Source organism: Methanocalculus natronophilus, assembly GCF_038751955.1.
GTDB classification, from domain to species: Archaea; Halobacteriota; Methanomicrobia; order Methanomicrobiales; family Methanocorpusculaceae; genus Methanocalculus; species Methanocalculus natronophilus.
The window spans coordinates 32,658-49,786 of record NZ_JBCEXH010000002.1 but is presented as its reverse complement, the minus strand read 5'-3'; the positions used below and the strand labels follow the sequence as shown (position 1 = coordinate 49,786).

Sequence of the window (17,129 nt, the reverse complement as noted above, 5' to 3'; positions counted from 1 at the left end):
ACTGTTGGTATGCGCAGAAATCCGGATCTGATCTGCGTACAACGGGTAAAAAAAGAGTTTTCTTTGGGGGATTTACATCCCGGGTCCGTGTGACTGGGTCACCATCATATCGTCGACCCGGATCAGGAGGGATGCGATCTCAGACGCACTCTGGATAGCCTGGCGCTTGACACGCATCGGCTCATAGACACCCTCTTTCTCCATATCGACAATTTTGCCGGTGAAGACATTCAGACCGGCATACTTCTGCCCATCGACATGAGCCTTCTTCAGTTCAACCAGCTTGTCGATCGGGTTGAAGCCTGAGTTCTCTGCAAGCGTAATCGGAATAATTTCAAACGCACTTGCAAACGCCTCGATAGCGATCTGCTCGCGTCCGCCGACGGTTGTGGCATAGTCGCGGATACGGACGAGCATCTCTGTCTCAACAGATCCGCCGCCAATGGTGTATTTCCCATCTTCCATTGCGTCCTGGATGACACGCTTTGCATCATTGATGGCACGGTCAAGCTCGTCCACCAGGTACTGGGTTGATCCCCGGATAAAGATCGTGACAGCCTTTGCATTCTCGCATCCCGAGATCTTTGTCAGGTCCTCGCCATAGAGCTTCTCCACCTGGTCGGCGGTTCCAAGCGTCTCAAGGCTCAGATCCTCTGGCTTGTTGACGATCTCACCACACAGTGCCTTGGCAGCATACTTCATCTCCTTCTCGGGGACATCCTCAACTGCGTAGATGCCTGCTTTTGCAAGGTAGTACTGCACCGGATCTGCAATACCCTTCTGGCAGAGAAGGACATTTGCGCCTGAATCAATGATCTGGTCTGCAAGCTTCTTCAGCTGCTCCCGCTCGGCATCGCCAAACGCTGCAACCTGCTCTGAACTTGAGATCTTGATCTTTGCCTTTGTCTGGGTCTTGGTGATCTCAAGAGGCGAACCGATCATTGCGACTTTAGCGCCCTTGACGATCCGTGGCATCTGTTCGTCGACACGGGACTTTCCGATGATAACTCCCTGGACAAGCTCGATATCATCCATCGAATCGCCCTTCTGGGTCTTGACGAGGATGTCATCCTCATCGATTGTGATCTTCTCATCGGTCCTGGTGGCAACTGTTGCCACCGCATCAACCACGATGTCAGAGGCCTTCTCCCTGACAGCCTCAATCGTCTTGCCGACCATTGCGGTTGTTGCGATCTTCTTTAAGCTCTCCTTATCATCAGGGGAGACTGTGATTGCGAGCTCAGAGAGGATCTCAAGCGCTTTCCTCATCCCAAGCGAGTAGCCCTTGGAGATATTGGTTGGGTGGATACCCAGTTTGAGGAGACGCTCGGCCTGCTCCATGAACGATCCGACCATGATGGCTGCGGTTGTGGTGCCATCCCCGCACTCGTCATCCTGTGCGGTAGCCACCTCGACAACCATCTTTGCACCAGGGTGCTGGACAGAGAGCTCGGAGAGGATCGTCGCACCATCATTTGTGAGGGTGATATCATCTCCTGCGACAAGCATCTTGTCCATACCCCGTGGACCAAGGGTTGTTCTGACCGCTTCAGAGACCGCTTTTGCTGCAAGAATATTCGATCGCTGCGCTTCGTATCCGCGGGTCTGCTCTACGTTATCCCGTAAAATAATGACCGGCTGGCCGGTTAACTGGTTTTGTTGTGCCACTCTGTAATCCTCCTGTTAGTAAAAATGGAATTGAACGTCTATATAATGTTATCCTTTACAGGCTGCCACTCAGTCAATTCTGGAGACTCTGAAGAGTGAGTAGACAGAAACTCCATCCACCTCGGTGATACCGCGCTTGTCAAAGAGGACCCAGACCGCAACAGGGATGCCGCCATGCCTCCTGAGATAGGCAACCACTTCATGCAGCGTCTTTCCTGAGGTGATGACATCATCAACGATGATACAGCGTTTATCCTTCACCTGTGCAAAATTACCGGAGATGGATCCAATAGGTTTCTCGGTGACTGCATGCTTTGCAGGATGGTAGACAGCCAGGCGGCATCCCTCCCGTGCACTGATCAGGGTGGCAAGTGGGACGCCTGATATGGCGATACCAACAATCACGTCTGCATCAAGTGGCTCTGTCCGGCTGGCTGGTGGACTATAGTGATCGATCATCATTGATGCTGCCGACTCAAGAAGCGTGGAATCGCAGCTGATCGCAGTCCAGTCGATATGCACATCACGCGGCGCTGCAGCACCCTTTGACTGGGTCAGAAGCCAGGTGACGGTCTCTGTTGAGAGTGAGAGCTCATCGGCGATCTGGCCCGGACTGTGCCCCTCTTCGAGGAGGGATCGCGCCCGCTCTTTCAGATCCGCGAGGTTTGACATAGCAGTACGATGGATACAATATCTATTTATGCCTTCGGGAGAGGGGAGAGCCGCAGACCGGGCAGTCCGGCTCGCCATCAGCCACACGCCCGCATCCGGTACAGACCATCTTCCACGCACGCCTCTTCGCCCGCCGCTGCAGAAGCGGCCTGACCCGGATCCCAAGGGCCGCAGCCACATTCTGGATCGCAAAATCATCTGTTGCAACCTCGCCCTCAACCTCAAGTGCAAGTGCAAGGACGCTGGCATCGGTTTCCGAGAGGACAGCGAGATCCCCGGTTTCGGCAGCCGCCTCCCACACCCTGCTCATGGAGACTGAATCCGGCTCAATGAGGGCGAGCCCATCCTCCTTCAGGGTGTCAAATCGGCATTTTGACTGCAGATCCCTGAGTTCGGCAAGCACCTGCGGTGTGGTGCAGAGCTCTCCATCCAGAGGATACGTGCCAAAGAAGAACGACGCATCACAGACGATCCTCACAGGGACACCTCCACACAATCCCCCTCGTGGCTGGAGAGAAGCGTATATCCGAACCGGGCAAGCAGCCGGATCATCGTCTCTGCATGAGGTGTAAGCTGCCCGGTCCAAATAGATCCTCCATAGATCGCAAGGTACAGCAACAGCTGATCCGCGAGATGGCAGTCGATACCACAGGATCCGCCAGCACGCCAGGTGCGGCCAGCCTGCCTTCCGACCTCCTCTGCGGCCAGCCCGCGTCTCCCAAGAGCTGATCCCCCGTGCCCATCTGAAAAGACCGTGCAGGAGGACCCGACACCCGGTTGCTCCTGCCTGACGATTCGGATGGGCAGATCTCCTGCGATCGCTGCTGCTGCGTCTGCCTGCCGGGTTGCGACATGATCCGGCAGCCCGGATGTTGCGGAGACGATCCCGTTTGTTTTCCCGGCACCCCTCCCAAGTGGTGCAATCTCAGAGGGCTGAACAGCGAGATGAACGATGCCCCCGCCGGTCGGGTAATACCCTCTTGACTCTATGGAGAGGGATACCTTTGCACCGTGCCGTCTCAGGTATTCGAGGAAGACCTCCTCAAAATAATCTATCGTCGGCGCATTCGGAACCTCTGTGCCTCCGCAAACGGTAATCTCCCCGCCACAGGCAAGCGCTCCCGGCAGCCAGGCAGAGAGGACAAGGGGAATGCTCCCGGCAGTTCCAATATCGATCTGCTCCATTGTCCAGGCTGGCTTGTTCGGGAGAAAGACGATCTCGCTGGATCCGACGTACCCGCCATGCACGTCAGCAGACGAGATCGCCGCTGCAGCCCGGATAGCTGCCAGGTGCTGCGCAGCCAGGCCGGGTGTCTTCCGGTTGGCACGGATATTCACGATTTTGAGAGGCGTAGTGGTTACAGATGCAAGAGCAACAGCACTTCTGACAATCTGGCCGCCCCCCTCGAGCATCCCCCCATCGATTACTATCATCGCTTCAGTGCCTGTGCAATCGTATCGGCTGCTGAGAAGACGGAAGACGCCCGTTCAATGGTGTCGCTTGAGGCAATAGCCGATATCCCGGCCTGGCTCAGGCGTGCATACCCGCCTCCTGAGAAGACCCCGTGGACACATGCCGTCCTGATATCGCGGGCTCCCTGTCTGCGAAGGAGCAGTGCCGCAGTGGCAATCGTTCCACCGGTTGAGATGATGTCATCAACAATCACCACGTTCCTCCCGGCAACTTCCATCGTCTTTGGCTTGATCCTGACCTCTTCCCCGGACATCCTGGTCTTATCGAGATGATCAAAATCCCAGGCATGTGCTTCTGCAACACGTTCTGCAAACTCACGTGCTCCGGCATCCGGAGCCAGAATCAGGGGATTGTCTATTGCCTGGCCTGCCAGGTACCTGCCAACAGCCGGAGCTATCGAGAGGTTCTCGGCAGGAGCCCCGAAGTACTGCAGGACAGATGTTTCATGGATATTGACCGTCAGAATCCGCGATACCCCTCTCCCTATTGCACCCGCAACTGCCCGGATGCTGATCGGCTCGCCCGGCTGGAACCGTTTGTCCTGGCGTGCATACCCCATGTACGGGATGACGAGCCTGATGTCGGATCCCTCATGGGCATCAAGCAGGAGGAGCAGTTCGAGAAAGGAATCCGCATCCTGGATCGAGGAGATGATCACGGTATCCGGATCGGGATCATCTGCCCGGATATAGAGCTCTCCGTCAGGAAACCGTTCCCTCTTCACATCCCCCAGGGGGACATTGAGAATCCCTGCAATTCGCGCAGCAAGAATCTGCGTCTTTTCCGTGCATATGACCTTCATTGCCTGCTATCTCCCTGTACTGAAACTACTTAAACTATTGGCCTCTGATATATAAGCATTGAACGTTGAAACGAGGTATTGCTCATAATGGGGACAGAAACACTGACAGAGATGCCAGGAGACGATACACCGGAAGAAGACGAGACCTTCAGGGATATTGATCTCGCAACAACAGCAGATATAGAGGTGCCGTCAGGTCTCATCGACCAGGTAATCGGCCAGGAGCATGCCGTTGAAGTGATACGGAAAGCTGCCACCCAGCGGCGGCACGTCATGATGATCGGCACACCCGGAACCGGCAAATCGATGCTGGCAAAAGCAATGGCCGAACTCCTCCCAAAAGAAGAGATGCAGGACCTGCTGGTCTATCCAAACTCTGATGACAATAACAACCCGCTGATCAGGACCGTTCCTGCGGGACGGGGAAAGGAGATCGTGGCAGCACACAAGATGGAAGCACGGAAACGATCGCAGATGCGGAATATGCTGATGCTGATGCTCGTTTTTGGTATCATCGGGTATGCCCTCATCTCTGGCATGCTCCTGATGGGTATCATCGCTGTTGCCTTCATCTTCCTGGCATTCAGGACAATGATGCCCCGTGACGATGTCATGGTGCCCAAACTCCTGGTATCAACCTCGCAAGATGCAAAAGCCCCGTTCATCGATGGAACCGGCTCGCACGCAGGTGCACTGCTTGGCGATGTCAGGCATGACCCCTTCCAGTCAGGGGGCCTGGAAACCCCGTCCCATGACCGGGTCGAGGCAGGTGCAATCCACAGATCGCATAAAGGCGTCCTCTTCATCGACGAGATCAATACCCTCACACCCCACTCCCAGCAGAACCTCCTCACGGCCCTCCAGGAAGGTGAGTTCCCCATCACCGGCCAGAGCGAACGGTCAAGCGGCGCAATGGTCAGGACAGAACCTGTCCCCTGCAGGTTCGTGATGATAGCAGCAGGCAACCTTGATGCGATGCAGGGCATGCACCCAGCGCTCCGTTCCCGTATCCGGGGATATGGTTACGAGGTCTTCATGAAGGAGACGATCGATGACACGCCTGCAAACCGCGAGAAGTTCATCCGCTTCATCGCCCAGGAAGTGAAAAATGACGGGAGAATCCCTCCGTTTGACAGGAGTGCCATCATCGAGGTGATTCGTGAGGCACGCAGGAGATCGAACCGGAAGGGCCACCTGACCCTGAAACTCCGTGATCTCGGCGGGCTTGTCAGGGTTGCAGGCGATATCGCCCGTGGCGAAGGAGCAGAAATCACCAGCGTCCGGCATGTCCTGGCAGCAAAAGAGACTGCACGCTCGGTCGAAGATCAGATCTCAGACGAGTACATCAGGCGGAGCAGGGATTATGATCTCACCATCGTCTCTGGAACAGCCATAGGGAAGGTAAACGGCCTTGCAGTGATGGGAAGCGACTCGGGGTCGGTACTTCCAATCGTCGCTGAAGTCACTCCCGCCCAGGGGGCGTCGGGCACCGTCATCGCGACCGGTCTTTTAAAAGAGATCGCACAGGAGTCGATCAAGAACGTCTCTGCACTCCTGAAGAAGTTCACCGGGAAGGATATCAGAAACATCGATATCCATGTCCAGTTCATCGGCACCTACCAGGGTGTCGAGGGCGACTCTGCTTCGGTCTCGGTCGCAACAGCGGTTATATCGGCGATCGAGGGAATCCCTGTCAGGCAGGACGTCGCGATGACCGGCTCGCTTTCCGTAAGGGGAGACGTGCTCCCGGTTGGCGGTGTCACCTACAAGATCGAGGCAGCCGCAAAAGCAGGCATCAAGTACGTCTTCATCCCGAAATCAAATGAAGCAGATGTCCTGATCGAAGATCGGTACCGGAAGATGGTCACGATCATCCCGGTCACCCATATCGAGGAGATCCTCGAACAGGCCCTTGTACCAGCCAACCGTGACGGCTTCCTGGCCAAGCTGAAGAAACTCGCCGAGCATGCGGTAGCGCCGACACAGCAGGGCCAGAGCGAACCCGAACCGGGAGTTGTCTAGCATGGATGCAGGCCTGCGGTACTGGGACGTCCGACACGTCGCCGGAGAACATACCGGCATAGATATTGATAACGGGGAAATCGAGTCGTCAGGCGTCTCTTTCTTCTCCCGTGCGATCATCAGGGCGCTTGGCCCCCGTGGATGGGGTATTGTATCGGTAGCACCTTTTGATCCGGATGACAAAGGATCGCTCTCCCGCTACCTTGCCAGGGCAGAGAAAGCAGCAGCAGTGACCTCTGAAGATGTCAGGCTTGCAGAACCCGGGCCCCGGACCCTTCTTCCCGTTCCCCGGGTTATAGAGAACCCCTCTGACGTGCCGCTTGAAGAGAAGGCAGCGCTTCTTAAGGCTATTACAGACGCCGCCTCGCTGGCGGGTGTCTCAAACACCCGGGGCAACTATATCGAACGGCTCGAAGAGGTTCGGTTCCTTGACTCTACAGGGTACGAAGCGTCCTATACAACCTGCCGGTCAGGCTTCAGCGTCATGGCAGTGGCAAAAGAGAACGGTGAGATGCAGATGGGATATGTCCGTGATCACGCCATCGACGGTCTCAATCTCAGGAACAGAACTGAAGATGGGATCAGGGCTGGCAGGCGGGCGCTTGACCTGCTGCAGGCACAAGCAGTACACGGCGGCAGGATGAAAGCGGTGCTGAACCCGGAACTTGGAGGCGTCTTTGCCCATGAGGCAGTCGGCCATGCAAGCGAGGGTGATCTCGTCAAGGAAGGAGCATCTGTTCTGAAAGGGCAGATCGGGGAGCTGATCGGGAGTCCGGCAACTACCATCATCGACGACCCCACAATGCATGGATTCGGGTTTGAACCAGTCGATGCCGAAGGTGTTGCCGGATCAAAAACGGCAATCATCGAGAATGGCGTTCTGAAGCGGTACCTTCACTCCCGCGAGACACTGGCAGCAGTCGGATCCGGTGATGCAGGCCATGCAAGGGCAATGCCAGGTGATCTCCCGATTGTCAGGATGAGCAACACCTATATTGCTCCCGGAGACTGGACGTACGAGGAGATCATCGAGGAGTGCAGGGACGGTATCCTGCTTGCAGGTTCCCGTGGGGGACAGGTGGACCCCGGCAGGGGCGTATTCCAGTTCAATGCGGAATACGGGTATCTCATTGAAGGTGGTGAACTGAAAGGGATGGTTCGTGACGTCTCGCTTTCAGGAGAGATCCTCTCCACGCTCCATGCCATATCTCTCTGTGGCAATGATCTCAACATGTTCCCGGGATATTGTGGAAAAGGCGGCCAGACCGTTCCGGTCTCGGATGGTTCACCACATATCCTTCTCTCAGAAGCAATTGTTGGAGGGAGTGCCGGTGTCTGAGGAGATTGTGGATGATATCATCAGGGCAGGACGTGCGCATGCAGACGAAGTTGAAGTCGCACTTCTGGAAAGCGAGAGCGTCTCCATTGAACTGAAACAGTCCCATCCGGCACATGCCGGAGAATCTCACGGAACCGGACTGATTATCAGGGTGATCCATGAAGGAAAAATTGGATCATCCAGCACCAGTACTCTTACAAACTGGCGAAACTGTCTTGATTCTGCCATAGCAAGCGCTCATCTTGCAGAACCAATCCCCTGGCGAGGACTCCCCGGCCCTGTGCCGATTGAGGGTCCATCCCTCTCCTTTGACAGCTCTGTGAGACCTGATCCCGACGTTGCTCTCACGTACTGCAAGGAACTCCTCGCAGGTGCAACCGAATTCCCCGAAGCTGCTGTTGTCGGGGGAGGTGCAGGTCTCTCACGAGGATCGGTTCTTCTTGCAAACTCTGCAGGCATCAGGTATGTTGAGGAGCACACCTCAGTATCTGCCTCGCTTGAGGCGATCGCAGATCACTCAACCGGTTTTGAGTATGACCGCTCAGTCTCAGCAGACATTGACGCCTGTGCAATCGGGAGGAGAGCTGCCGAACTCGCTGCAACCTCGCGAAACGGCCTGCCGATTGAGACGGGAACCTATGATCTCCTCCTCTCTCCCCATGCATTTGCCAGTCTCTGTGCTCCACTTCTCAAACAGGCGGTCAATGGCCGGAGTGTACTGATGGGCCGATCATTTCTGGCAGACAAACTCGGCACGCAGATCGCCCCGGAACACCTCATGGTCGTTGATGATCCATTCTATCCGGGGGGTCTGGGCAGTACCCGCTTTGATGCGGAAGGTGTGCCGACACGGAAGAACACCATCATCGATTCTGGCTATCTCAACACCTTTACCTATGATCTCAAGACCGGGTACCGCTGTGGCCATGAGAGCACCGGAAACGCATCCCGTGGGGGTCTTGGAGGCGGTGTCTCAATTGGCATGCACAACCTGGTCTTTACCGGTGAGACGATGAAAGAACCCGGTGAAGGCCGGTGTGTACTGGTGAATGAAGTCATTGGAGCACATACCGCCAACCCGCTCACCGGGGACTTCTCAGTTGAGATCCAGAACGCATTCTTTATGGAAGACGGCCATATCCAGGAGCCGATTCGAAAAGCGATGCTTGCAGGCAATATATTCGGAATGCTGGAGGGAATAGTCGGAATGGGTGCTGAGCCCAGGCGTGTCGGAGATACAATCGTCTCTTCTGTCCGGGTACATGCCATGCACCTGGTCGGGTGATACATAAAAAATGCTGGATACGCTTCTTCTTCTGCTGCTTGTCGTCGTGCTTGCGCTCACAGCCTACTATTTCATCAAAAAAGGGATGACGCTTCTTGCCAATGCAGCCCTTGGGCTCATTATCCTGTTTCTCGTCAATACCTTTGAGATCCTCTCGATCTTTGGGGCTCCGGATATCCCGATAACCTGGGCAACAGTGTTGATCTGTGCATTTGGTGGTATTCCGGGAGCCGTCATTCTTATTTTGCTTGCAATCGCAGGGATAATCATCTGACCATGACGCTCTCAAAAGATGCACTCCGGTCGTGGTGTGACAACCACGAGATCCCGCTCCTCGGGATAGCAGATGCAGGCCGCTGGCATGATCCGGCAATCATTCCAGACATTCCATTGCCATTTCGTCCTGATTCGATCTTTTCCGGCACACAATCCGTTATCGTCATCGGCCTGCCGGTTCATCTGCCGTCACTTGAATCCTCACCATCTGTCCAGTATAGCGAGCTGTACCGGACCATCAACACCCTTCTTGACCAGTATACCTACCGGATCGCAGAACGGCTGAACCAGGAAGGCCACCCCTCAATTGCAATACCGCGGGACGGGTATGGGGGCATCCAGGCACTTCTGAAGAACCCGGTTACATTCTTCTCCCACCGGCATGCAGCCCACCGGGCAGGCCTTGGGACATTTGGGCTGAATAATATGCTTCTCACACCAGCATACGGGCCGCGTGCCAGGTTTGGGTCAGTGCTGACAACCCTTGCAATCGAGCCCGATCCCCTTCCCGGGGATCAGCTCTGCACCCGCTGCATGGAATGTGTGGAGCAGTGTCCGGTACGTGCCGTCAATAGTGCCGGTTATCCGGAAGGAAAGACCAATTCCATCGCATGTGCCAAATACAGTGCCGCACTCGCGAAAAAACAGATCTCACCCTGCGGTATCTGCATCAAGGTCTGCCCGATAGGCAGGGACCGGGCCTTCTATGACCGGGAGGATGTCAGCATCTATAGAAAAGATGCTCCCGATACGCCTTTGAAACGATCCTGGGAGCATGTACGGTCATACGGTTCCCTTTAGAAGACACTTGCCTCGGAATAGACCACAACATCGTCGGGCTGGATCTCATAGGGCTTGATCTCACGTGAATGGCTGGATCTCCGCATCTTCACCACTTCTGCGGCAAGATGGGTGCCGGAGAGATCGCTTGCCCGGACATACCGCAGGAGGATGACACAGTCGACGAGGTACTCAACGAGACCGTACTTGCTTGCATATGGTATCTGCGTATCAGTCTCGCTTGTCAGAAGAAGGGTGCAGTTCGCATCACGCATCCTCTCGACGAACTTGAACATCTCCATTCTCCGGCTTGCCTCATCAGGGAGCAGTCCCTCGAAGAGGGATATCGGATCAATAACGATCCGTGATGCCTTTGTCTCGCGGATGAGGGATGGTATCTCATTTTTGATGCTGTTGATAGCGAGCGTGAAATCTGTTGGATCAAGCTTGATCAGGTAAAATGTCCTGTCAAGATACGCATCGAGATCAAAACCCCGCCTGATGATACTCTCCCTGAGCATATCCGCCCGTTCGTCAAGGCTGATGAAGATGCAGGTCTCTCCCTGTTCCAGGCCCTCAAAAATAAAATTGATGGCAAACGTGGTTTTGCCTGTACCATATGTGCCGATGATGGCAGATACCGAGTGCTTGATCAGGCCTCCGCCAAGCATCTCGTCCAGCCCCTCGATCCCGAGCCTGACGCGGTCAACCCGCTTCTGGACATCAGCCCTCACTGACGCCGTCCGATCAGGTTTCTCCCCCTGTTGTGCAGGCTGAAAGCCCCCGGCATCTTCTGAAACCTCCGTATCCTCAAACTCAAAGACCTCATCAAAATCAGGGATCTCGTCACCATTCTCTGCTGGCTCTTCTGAGTCTTGATATGCCTGCCGTGAAACAAAACCATGCTCTGCCTGCCGGGGCTGCCGTGCCGGGGGGATTGCCCGCTCACTCTCTCTTCTCTCATCCTGATCCGGTGCAGGAACGTCGCCATCCACCTAAATCACCATCCTGATATTCTCCACATCGAATCCGCCGGACGCGCTGATCCGAACTGCAAACTTCACAAGATCACGCTCTTCAAGGTATGGCATCACCCCTCGGAACTTCGTGAAGTACATGATCCGCTGCCTCCGCTGTCCGGTTCCCTCCTCCCACTTGAAGAGCAGGACAGCATCTGCACAATCACATATCTCAATTTCCCTCGATGAGTCAAGGATGCCTCGTGTCAGGTGGAGGAATATGGTCGTATTCCAGGTCTTGACGACCCGTTGGAGCCCCCGGAGAAATGCAACAAGCCCTTTCCACCGGTCAGGTTCGGTATGAAGCCCTGCAATATCGGTGAGCGAATCGATGATGACGAAACTGTGGTGTTTCCCCTCCTCAAGCGCCCCGATGAGGTCGGCTAGTATATTGTCATGCTCGGTCTTCTTTCGCTGCATCCGGGCAACAACCCCTCCCTCCCCGTCATACCAGTTTGAAGGGACGACACTCCGCTCAAAGTATCCTGCAGAGAGATCCCTGAACGTGACCGAATCCGCGATCCCGGCAGTCAGGTCGCTTTTGAATGACCGGTTAATCTCTCCGATAATATCCTCTTTTGTCCGGGTGATACTGATAAACCGGGTCTCTTCAGGAAGGTCTCCTCCTCTGTGCTCTCTCTTCTCAGCGGAGAGGGATAAGAGCGAAGTGTACGCAAACTCTGCACCCCCTGCACCGATGTCTGAAAGAAGGAGGATGAGTGAGCCTGGCACAACTCCTCCGTTTAAGACCGGGTCGAGTGAAACGATCCCGGTGGGCATCCTGCTGCTGGTCTCTCTCTGCATATGTAACTCTCCGTATGAGGGAATAGCGGGTATATACTTTCCTGATCGGGATAAGATATATCTCTTCTGCGGGAGAGGATACCTGTATTGTGCGAAAGCCAGATAGTGCGGATGGGGGAATTGCAGGGTGGATGAAGAAGAGAAGAAGGATGAGAGGCGGGATCTCTTTGCTCCCGATAGTGACCATTTCGGCTCAGAGAAAAAACCAGCCCGGAAAAAAGGTTTTTTCTCAAGATTTTTGAGTAAAAATGATTATAACAACTCCAGACCCGTTACGAACCCCTGGGATGATGCACCATCGCAGGATACCGTGACGGAGAGCGAAGAGGGCGTTTCAGCTGCTGATCAAGAGTCCTCAGATACCTTGGAGGATGAGAGCGATTCCAGGGGAGCCCGGGATATCGATCCACCCGGGATGAGAGAAGAGGCAGAGACGCCCCGGGATCCCCTTTCCGAAACCAGGGATGCAGATCACGCCATCTTGGATGATGCTGAACCAGATGAAGCCGAACCAGATGAAGCCGAACCAGAACCTCCAGCCTCTCCGCACCCATATCCTGGATCCGAACCTGGGGATGTGCACGTGGAGGAAGATGAATCCCGGGTGGATGTCCATGCGTATCCCGCTGCTCCGGTTGCATCCGGTGAGACGAGAGCAACCGAATCAGAACAGCCACTGGCAGAATCAACCCCTCCTGAGTCTCTTCTTCCGTTCTCCCGCGAGGATCCTGTCCCGGCAGCGGCAGAGGAAGAATCCGTCCCGGAACGCCGCTCTCTTCTCAGGGCATTTCGGAAAAAAGAGACGATGCTTCAGGTTCCGGAGTATGACTACGAGACAACCGGTCCTCTTGTCAGGGCTGAACTCACCGAAGATGAGGAAGAGGTTGACGGGTACTGGGTTGAGAAAGGCCTCTCCCTCGTCTCAATCACCTATAACCGCATTACCCGGCTGAACGAGTACCATCTATTTGAGCCGGTTCTCTCACCATTTGAATACGAACTCCTGGAACGGCTCTATGAAGATCTCCGTGACATCCTGATCCTGACAGACGAGGAGATCCGTGAACAACCGCGAACCCTTCTCTTCAGAAAGATCGAAGCTCTCCTCTCGCAGTACGGGTTGAACCTCCCGACAGAGACCGTCTACAAGCTGCGGTACTACCTGAAACGGAACTTCCTTGGCTGGTCCCGTATCGACCCCCTCATGAAGGACCTTGACATCGAGGATATCTCCTGTGACGGCCATGACATCCCGCTCTTCCTCTACCACAGAAGACACAGGAACATCAGGACAAGCATCCGGTTCCCCGAACAGCAGCTGAACTCGCTTGCCATATCGCTTGCCCAGCGTTCAGGCAAGCACATCTCGATCGGAAACCCTATCCTTGACTCGACACTCCCGGATGGCTCCCGCCTTCAGCTGACGCTTGGAACAGAGGTGACAAGCAGGGGGTCATCGTTTACCATCCGGAAGTTCAGGCCCGAGCCGTTCACCCCGATTGAACTGATGGAGAAAGGGACATTCACCGTTGATCAGCTCGTCTACTTCTGGCTGGCTATCGAGAACAACAAGAGCCTCCTCTACATCGGGGGAACAGCATCCGGGAAGACATCATCCCTGAATGCGATGTCACTCTTCATCCCGCCGCTTGCCAAGGTCGTCTCCATTGAGGATACCCGTGAGATCATGCTCTATCGCGAGAACTGGATTGCCAGTGTCACCCGTGAATCGCTCACCGCAGAGGGGAGCAGGAGCATCAACATGTTCGACCTTCTGAAAGCAGCAATGCGGCAGAGGCCTGAATTCATCATCGTGGGAGAGGTCCGTGGACCTGAGGCGCAGACCCTCTTCCAGGCGATGAATACCGGTCATACTACGTACTCAACGATGCATGCCGGCGGAGTCGATGCCACCATCCACCGGCTTGAGAGTGAACCGCTGAATGTTCCCCGTAATATGCTGCAGGCATTGAATATCATATCCGTCCAGGGCCTCATCTTCAGGGGAAGCGAGCGTGTGCGGCGCTGCCAGGAGATCGTTGAGATCACCGGCATTGAGCCAAACTCCGGCAACATCCTGGTGAATAATGTCTTTGAGTATGATCCCGTCTCAGACGAGATGCGGTATTCCGGCAGATCGCATGTCTACTCGGCAATAGCAGCGAACCGTGGATGGAGCCGGGAAGAGCTTGCCCGTGAAGTCGGGAAGAGGCGGCAGGTGATCCAGGCGCTTCATGAACAAAATATCAGGGATTTCAGATCGGTATCTGAGATCTTCTCGATATTTGCCATAACTCCTGATGTAATCTTTGACAATATTGATGATCTCAGCGTGGTTCTGACATGATTCCAATGTACGAGCGTATTCGACGGTTCTCCCGAAGGGATCCGGTGCGCTTCCAGCAGATACGGAACAACATCATATCTGCACGAATGGGAATCACGGTAGAGCGGCTTTTTTATTATGGCATTCTCGGAGGCCTTGGTCTTGGTGCGGCTTTTGGGTTCTTCTTCTTCTTCCTGGCAGGGATCTTTGAGCCGATCGTTGTGCCGCAGGCAGCATACGAATTCACCAGGCAGAACAAACTCTTCATCCCGCTTATCAGGGATCTCCCGCTTGAGGATGTCTTCTTCCGGTCACTCGTCTCAATAATTGTCTTTGTGCTTGGCTCATACCTCGGTTACCGGGCAACCCTTGCCTTTCCATCATTTATCAAAACCAACCGTGCGGCCAGGATTAACCTGACACTCCATAATGCCGTCGCCTATATGTACGCCATGCGGCGCGGCGGGGCAGAGCTGATTGAGATATTCCGCTCACTCTCAGAGAACGCTCACGTCTATGGGGAGGTTTCACTGGAGTTTCGCCAGGTTGTCAGGGACTGTGATCTCTTTGCTCACGATATCATCTCAGCTCTCCGCGAACTCCAGCTGACCACCCCGTCTGCCAAGCTCAAGGATTTCATCCAGGATCTCCTCTCTGTCATTGAGAGCGGGGGTGATATGTCCTCTTTCTTCAAGGCAAGGGTCAGCATGTACCAGGATGAGGCCCGGTTCGAACAGAAGCAGTACCTCAACACGCTCTCGCTTGTTGCGGAAGGGTATGTTACCCTCTTTGTGGCAGGTCCGCTCTTTCTGATCATCGTCATGGTTGTCATGGGGCTGATGGGTCCTGGCGCTCTTACGCAACTAAACATCGTCATCTACGCTTTGATTCCCATTGGAACCGCCATTTTCATCGTCTTTATTGATATGATCTCATCCCAGCCCGAAGGCGTGAGACGCTATACCTTCATCCAGGAACTCCGTGAGTACCCCGATGTTGTGGTACGGGAACATCAGAAAGAGAGAGAGACGGGATTTATTACAGCCCTCAGACAGTATGACCGCTGGACAGCTATCCGTGAATTCATCTCAGACCCTCTCCACTACTTCGTGGTGCTTCCCTACCGGGTCTTCTTTGTCAGTATTCCAGCAGGCCTTGCCTACCTGGTCTTCTGGTACTTCCAGATCCCCGAATATGGTGATTTCGAGTTCTTCATCTCCGTCTTTGACGATTATGTCATCGCAACATTTCTGATCATATTCATCCCCTATGCCATCGCCCATTTCATCTGGAGCAGCCGGATCAGTGAGATCGAGATCTCTCTTCCCGATTTCCTCCAACGGCTTGCCGGTATCAACGAGGTTGGCCTCACGATCGCCAAAGCACTCTCCATCCTGGTCCGGACAAACCTCGGCCTTCTCAGCTATGAGATCAAAAAGATCAAGCGTGATCTCGACTGGGGTGCAAATGTCGAGGACGCACTCGTCAGGTTTGAAGAGAGGCTCTCCACTCCGGCAATCTCACGGACAGTAACCCTGATTACCCGGGCAAGTGCGATGAGCGGCGATATCGGCCAGGTGCTCAATATCGCTGCAAGTGACGCCGAGATGAGCGAGACCCTGAAACGGGAGCGGAAAGGAGAGATGTTCCTCTACACCGCTGTTGTCTATCTGGCGTTCTTCGTCTTCATTTTTGTTGTTATGGTCATCGGCACCCAGTTCCTCCCGGTCGTGGAGATGCTTGATCCGGTTGATGCACCCCATGGTTCAGCCTTCTCAGCTGTCGGTGGGATTACTGCTCTCACCTATGGCCGTATTTTCTACCATGCCGTGATAATCCAGGCGATCTGCTCAGGCCTCATCGCTGGCATTATGGGAGAAGGATCCCTCACCGCGGGAGTAAAACATTCCTGTATCATGGTGCTTGCGGCATTTTTGATCTTTGCACTGATCTGATCCCCCATCTGCCGGGCGTGCGATAACCTTATGATGACTGGATAAAGAGTCTATATCTGGTGAAAAAACAATGTGCAGCGTTGGCAATCCAACAGATATGGACTTTGAAGAAGGTATAAAAGGGAAGAATTATCTCTGCAAAACCTGCAACGAGCAGTTCAAAAGTGTCGGGAAGAGGCCGATGTGCCCATCCTGTCAGTCTGAAGATGTTGAAGAAGTATGATTATATCCCCCGGTAACCGGATTGTTCTTATCCGGGGTAGAGACTCTTTTTTGCTTCTTGCACGTGCAGGCAGGAGCTTTCCGCTGCTGATAGAGACCGTTGATGAGGAATTTGTCCAGGGATTGGGCGCAGATGACATCATTGCAGTTTCTGCACCCGAAGGCGGATCAGTAGCCCCTGCCCGGTGCCTTCTGGACCTCGTCCGTCTCTGGGAACAGCCCCTTCTCGTGCTCCCACGCGATCACCCGGCCACCCGCCGACTCAGGTATCTCACATCCGCCGGACCCCGCATACTGCTCTCCTGCGAGATTGTGCGGGGCACACACCCGGAGCAGCATCTTCTCTGTTCATCAGCCGAACTTGCCGGAGCGGAAATATACGGAGAAAATGGCTCTATTTGTATCAATAACCTTCCAGAGGCAGCATCCTGGGAATATCTCCCAGAAACTGCCTCAGATACAGAACAACAAATATAAGAGATACC

16 protein-coding genes are annotated in these 17,129 nt (G+C 54.6%); 9 read left to right on the top strand and 7 right to left on the bottom strand.

Annotated features, from left to right (window positions below; genetic code table 11):
- Positions 1–72: 72 nt before the first annotated feature.
- The 5 genes from thsA to ABCO64_RS02400 all read right to left on the bottom strand — a co-directional run bounded on the left by thsA (position 73) and on the right by ABCO64_RS02400 (position 4,616).
- The gene (thsA, locus tag ABCO64_RS02420; RefSeq protein ID WP_253455705.1) at positions 73–1,668 is read right to left on the bottom strand and encodes a thermosome subunit alpha; all 1,596 of its coding nucleotides are present in this window, start codon (positions 1,666–1,668) and stop codon (positions 73–75) included.
- 69 nt (positions 1,669–1,737) lie between these two features.
- Positions 1,738–2,340, bottom strand: coding sequence for an orotate phosphoribosyltransferase-like protein (locus ABCO64_RS02415; protein ID WP_253455701.1), 603 nt, complete (start codon positions 2,338–2,340; stop codon positions 1,738–1,740).
- Positions 2,341–2,362: 22 nt separating this feature from the next.
- Complete coding sequence (locus ABCO64_RS02410) at positions 2,363–2,818, bottom strand: NOB1 family endonuclease (protein WP_253455698.1); 456 nt, start codon at positions 2,816–2,818, stop codon at positions 2,363–2,365.
- A complete protein-coding gene (rtcA, locus tag ABCO64_RS02405) occupies positions 2,815–3,774 on the bottom strand; it encodes an RNA 3'-terminal phosphate cyclase (protein ID WP_253455695.1) in 960 nt (319 codons plus the stop codon). The genes ABCO64_RS02410 and rtcA overlap by 4 nt, the downstream gene beginning before the upstream one ends.
- A complete protein-coding gene (locus ABCO64_RS02400) occupies positions 3,771–4,616 on the bottom strand; it encodes a ribose-phosphate diphosphokinase (RefSeq protein ID WP_253455692.1) in 846 nt (281 codons plus the stop codon). Before ABCO64_RS02400 ends, rtcA begins: the two co-directional genes overlap by 4 nt.
- An 87-nt stretch (positions 4,617–4,703) precedes the next feature.
- Between ABCO64_RS02400 and lonB the strand changes: the two genes are divergently transcribed.
- Genes lonB through ABCO64_RS02375 form a run of 5 tightly spaced genes read left to right on the top strand, consistent with a single transcriptional unit; the run spans position 4,704 to position 10,339 of the window.
- On the top strand, positions 4,704–6,638 hold the full coding sequence (gene lonB / locus ABCO64_RS02395; protein WP_371922845.1) for an ATP-dependent protease LonB: 1,935 nt from the start codon (positions 4,704–4,706) through the stop codon (positions 6,636–6,638).
- Position 6,639: 1 nt separating this feature from the next.
- Positions 6,640–7,977 carry a TldD/PmbA family protein gene (locus ABCO64_RS02390; RefSeq protein WP_253455689.1) on the top strand — a complete coding sequence of 446 codons (1,338 nt, stop codon included), beginning with the start codon at positions 6,640–6,642 and terminating at the stop codon, positions 7,975–7,977.
- Entirely contained in the window at positions 7,970–9,262 is a 1,293-nt protein-coding gene (locus ABCO64_RS02385) for a TldD/PmbA family protein (protein WP_253455686.1), read from the top strand. The genes ABCO64_RS02390 and ABCO64_RS02385 overlap by 8 nt, the downstream gene beginning before the upstream one ends.
- Before the next feature lie 10 nt (positions 9,263–9,272).
- On the top strand, positions 9,273–9,536 hold the full coding sequence (locus tag ABCO64_RS02380) for a pro-sigmaK processing inhibitor BofA family protein (RefSeq protein WP_253455683.1): 264 nt from the start codon (positions 9,273–9,275) through the stop codon (positions 9,534–9,536).
- Positions 9,537–9,538: 2 nt separating this feature from the next.
- Positions 9,539–10,339 (top strand): epoxyqueuosine reductase, encoded by an 801-nt coding sequence (locus ABCO64_RS02375; protein ID WP_253455680.1) that lies wholly within the window; start codon positions 9,539–9,541, stop codon positions 10,337–10,339.
- On the opposite strand, the gene ABCO64_RS02370 is transcribed toward ABCO64_RS02375, so the two are convergent.
- Both ABCO64_RS02370 and ABCO64_RS02365 read right to left on the bottom strand, forming a co-directional pair.
- Positions 10,336–11,313, bottom strand: coding sequence for a KaiC domain-containing protein (locus ABCO64_RS02370; RefSeq protein ID WP_343089193.1), 978 nt, complete (start codon positions 11,311–11,313; stop codon positions 10,336–10,338). The genes ABCO64_RS02375 and ABCO64_RS02370 overlap by 4 nt on opposite strands.
- Positions 11,314–12,141, bottom strand: a complete 828-nt coding sequence (locus ABCO64_RS02365; RefSeq protein WP_253455677.1) for an RAD55 family ATPase — start codon at positions 12,139–12,141, stop codon at positions 11,314–11,316.
- 805 nt (positions 12,142–12,946) lie between these two features.
- Here ABCO64_RS02365 and ABCO64_RS02360 point away from each other — a divergent pair.
- The 4 genes from ABCO64_RS02360 (at position 12,947) to ABCO64_RS02345 (ending at position 17,121) form a co-directional block, all read left to right on the top strand.
- Positions 12,947–14,488: a type II/IV secretion system ATPase subunit gene (locus ABCO64_RS02360; protein ID WP_343089214.1), complete on the top strand. Its 1,542-nt coding sequence runs from the start codon at positions 12,947–12,949 to the stop codon at positions 14,486–14,488.
- Positions 14,489–14,493: 5 nt separating this feature from the next.
- A complete protein-coding gene (locus tag ABCO64_RS02355) occupies positions 14,494–16,422 on the top strand; it encodes a type II secretion system F family protein (RefSeq protein WP_253455675.1) in 1,929 nt (642 codons plus the stop codon).
- Positions 16,423–16,519: 97 nt separating this feature from the next.
- Positions 16,520–16,645: a hypothetical protein gene (locus ABCO64_RS02350; protein WP_292616651.1), complete on the top strand. Its 126-nt coding sequence runs from the start codon at positions 16,520–16,522 to the stop codon at positions 16,643–16,645.
- Positions 16,642–17,121, top strand: coding sequence for an alpha/beta hydrolase (locus ABCO64_RS02345; protein WP_253455669.1), 480 nt, complete (start codon positions 16,642–16,644; stop codon positions 17,119–17,121). Before ABCO64_RS02350 ends, ABCO64_RS02345 begins: the two co-directional genes overlap by 4 nt.
- The last annotated feature ends 8 nt before the right edge of the window (positions 17,122–17,129 follow it).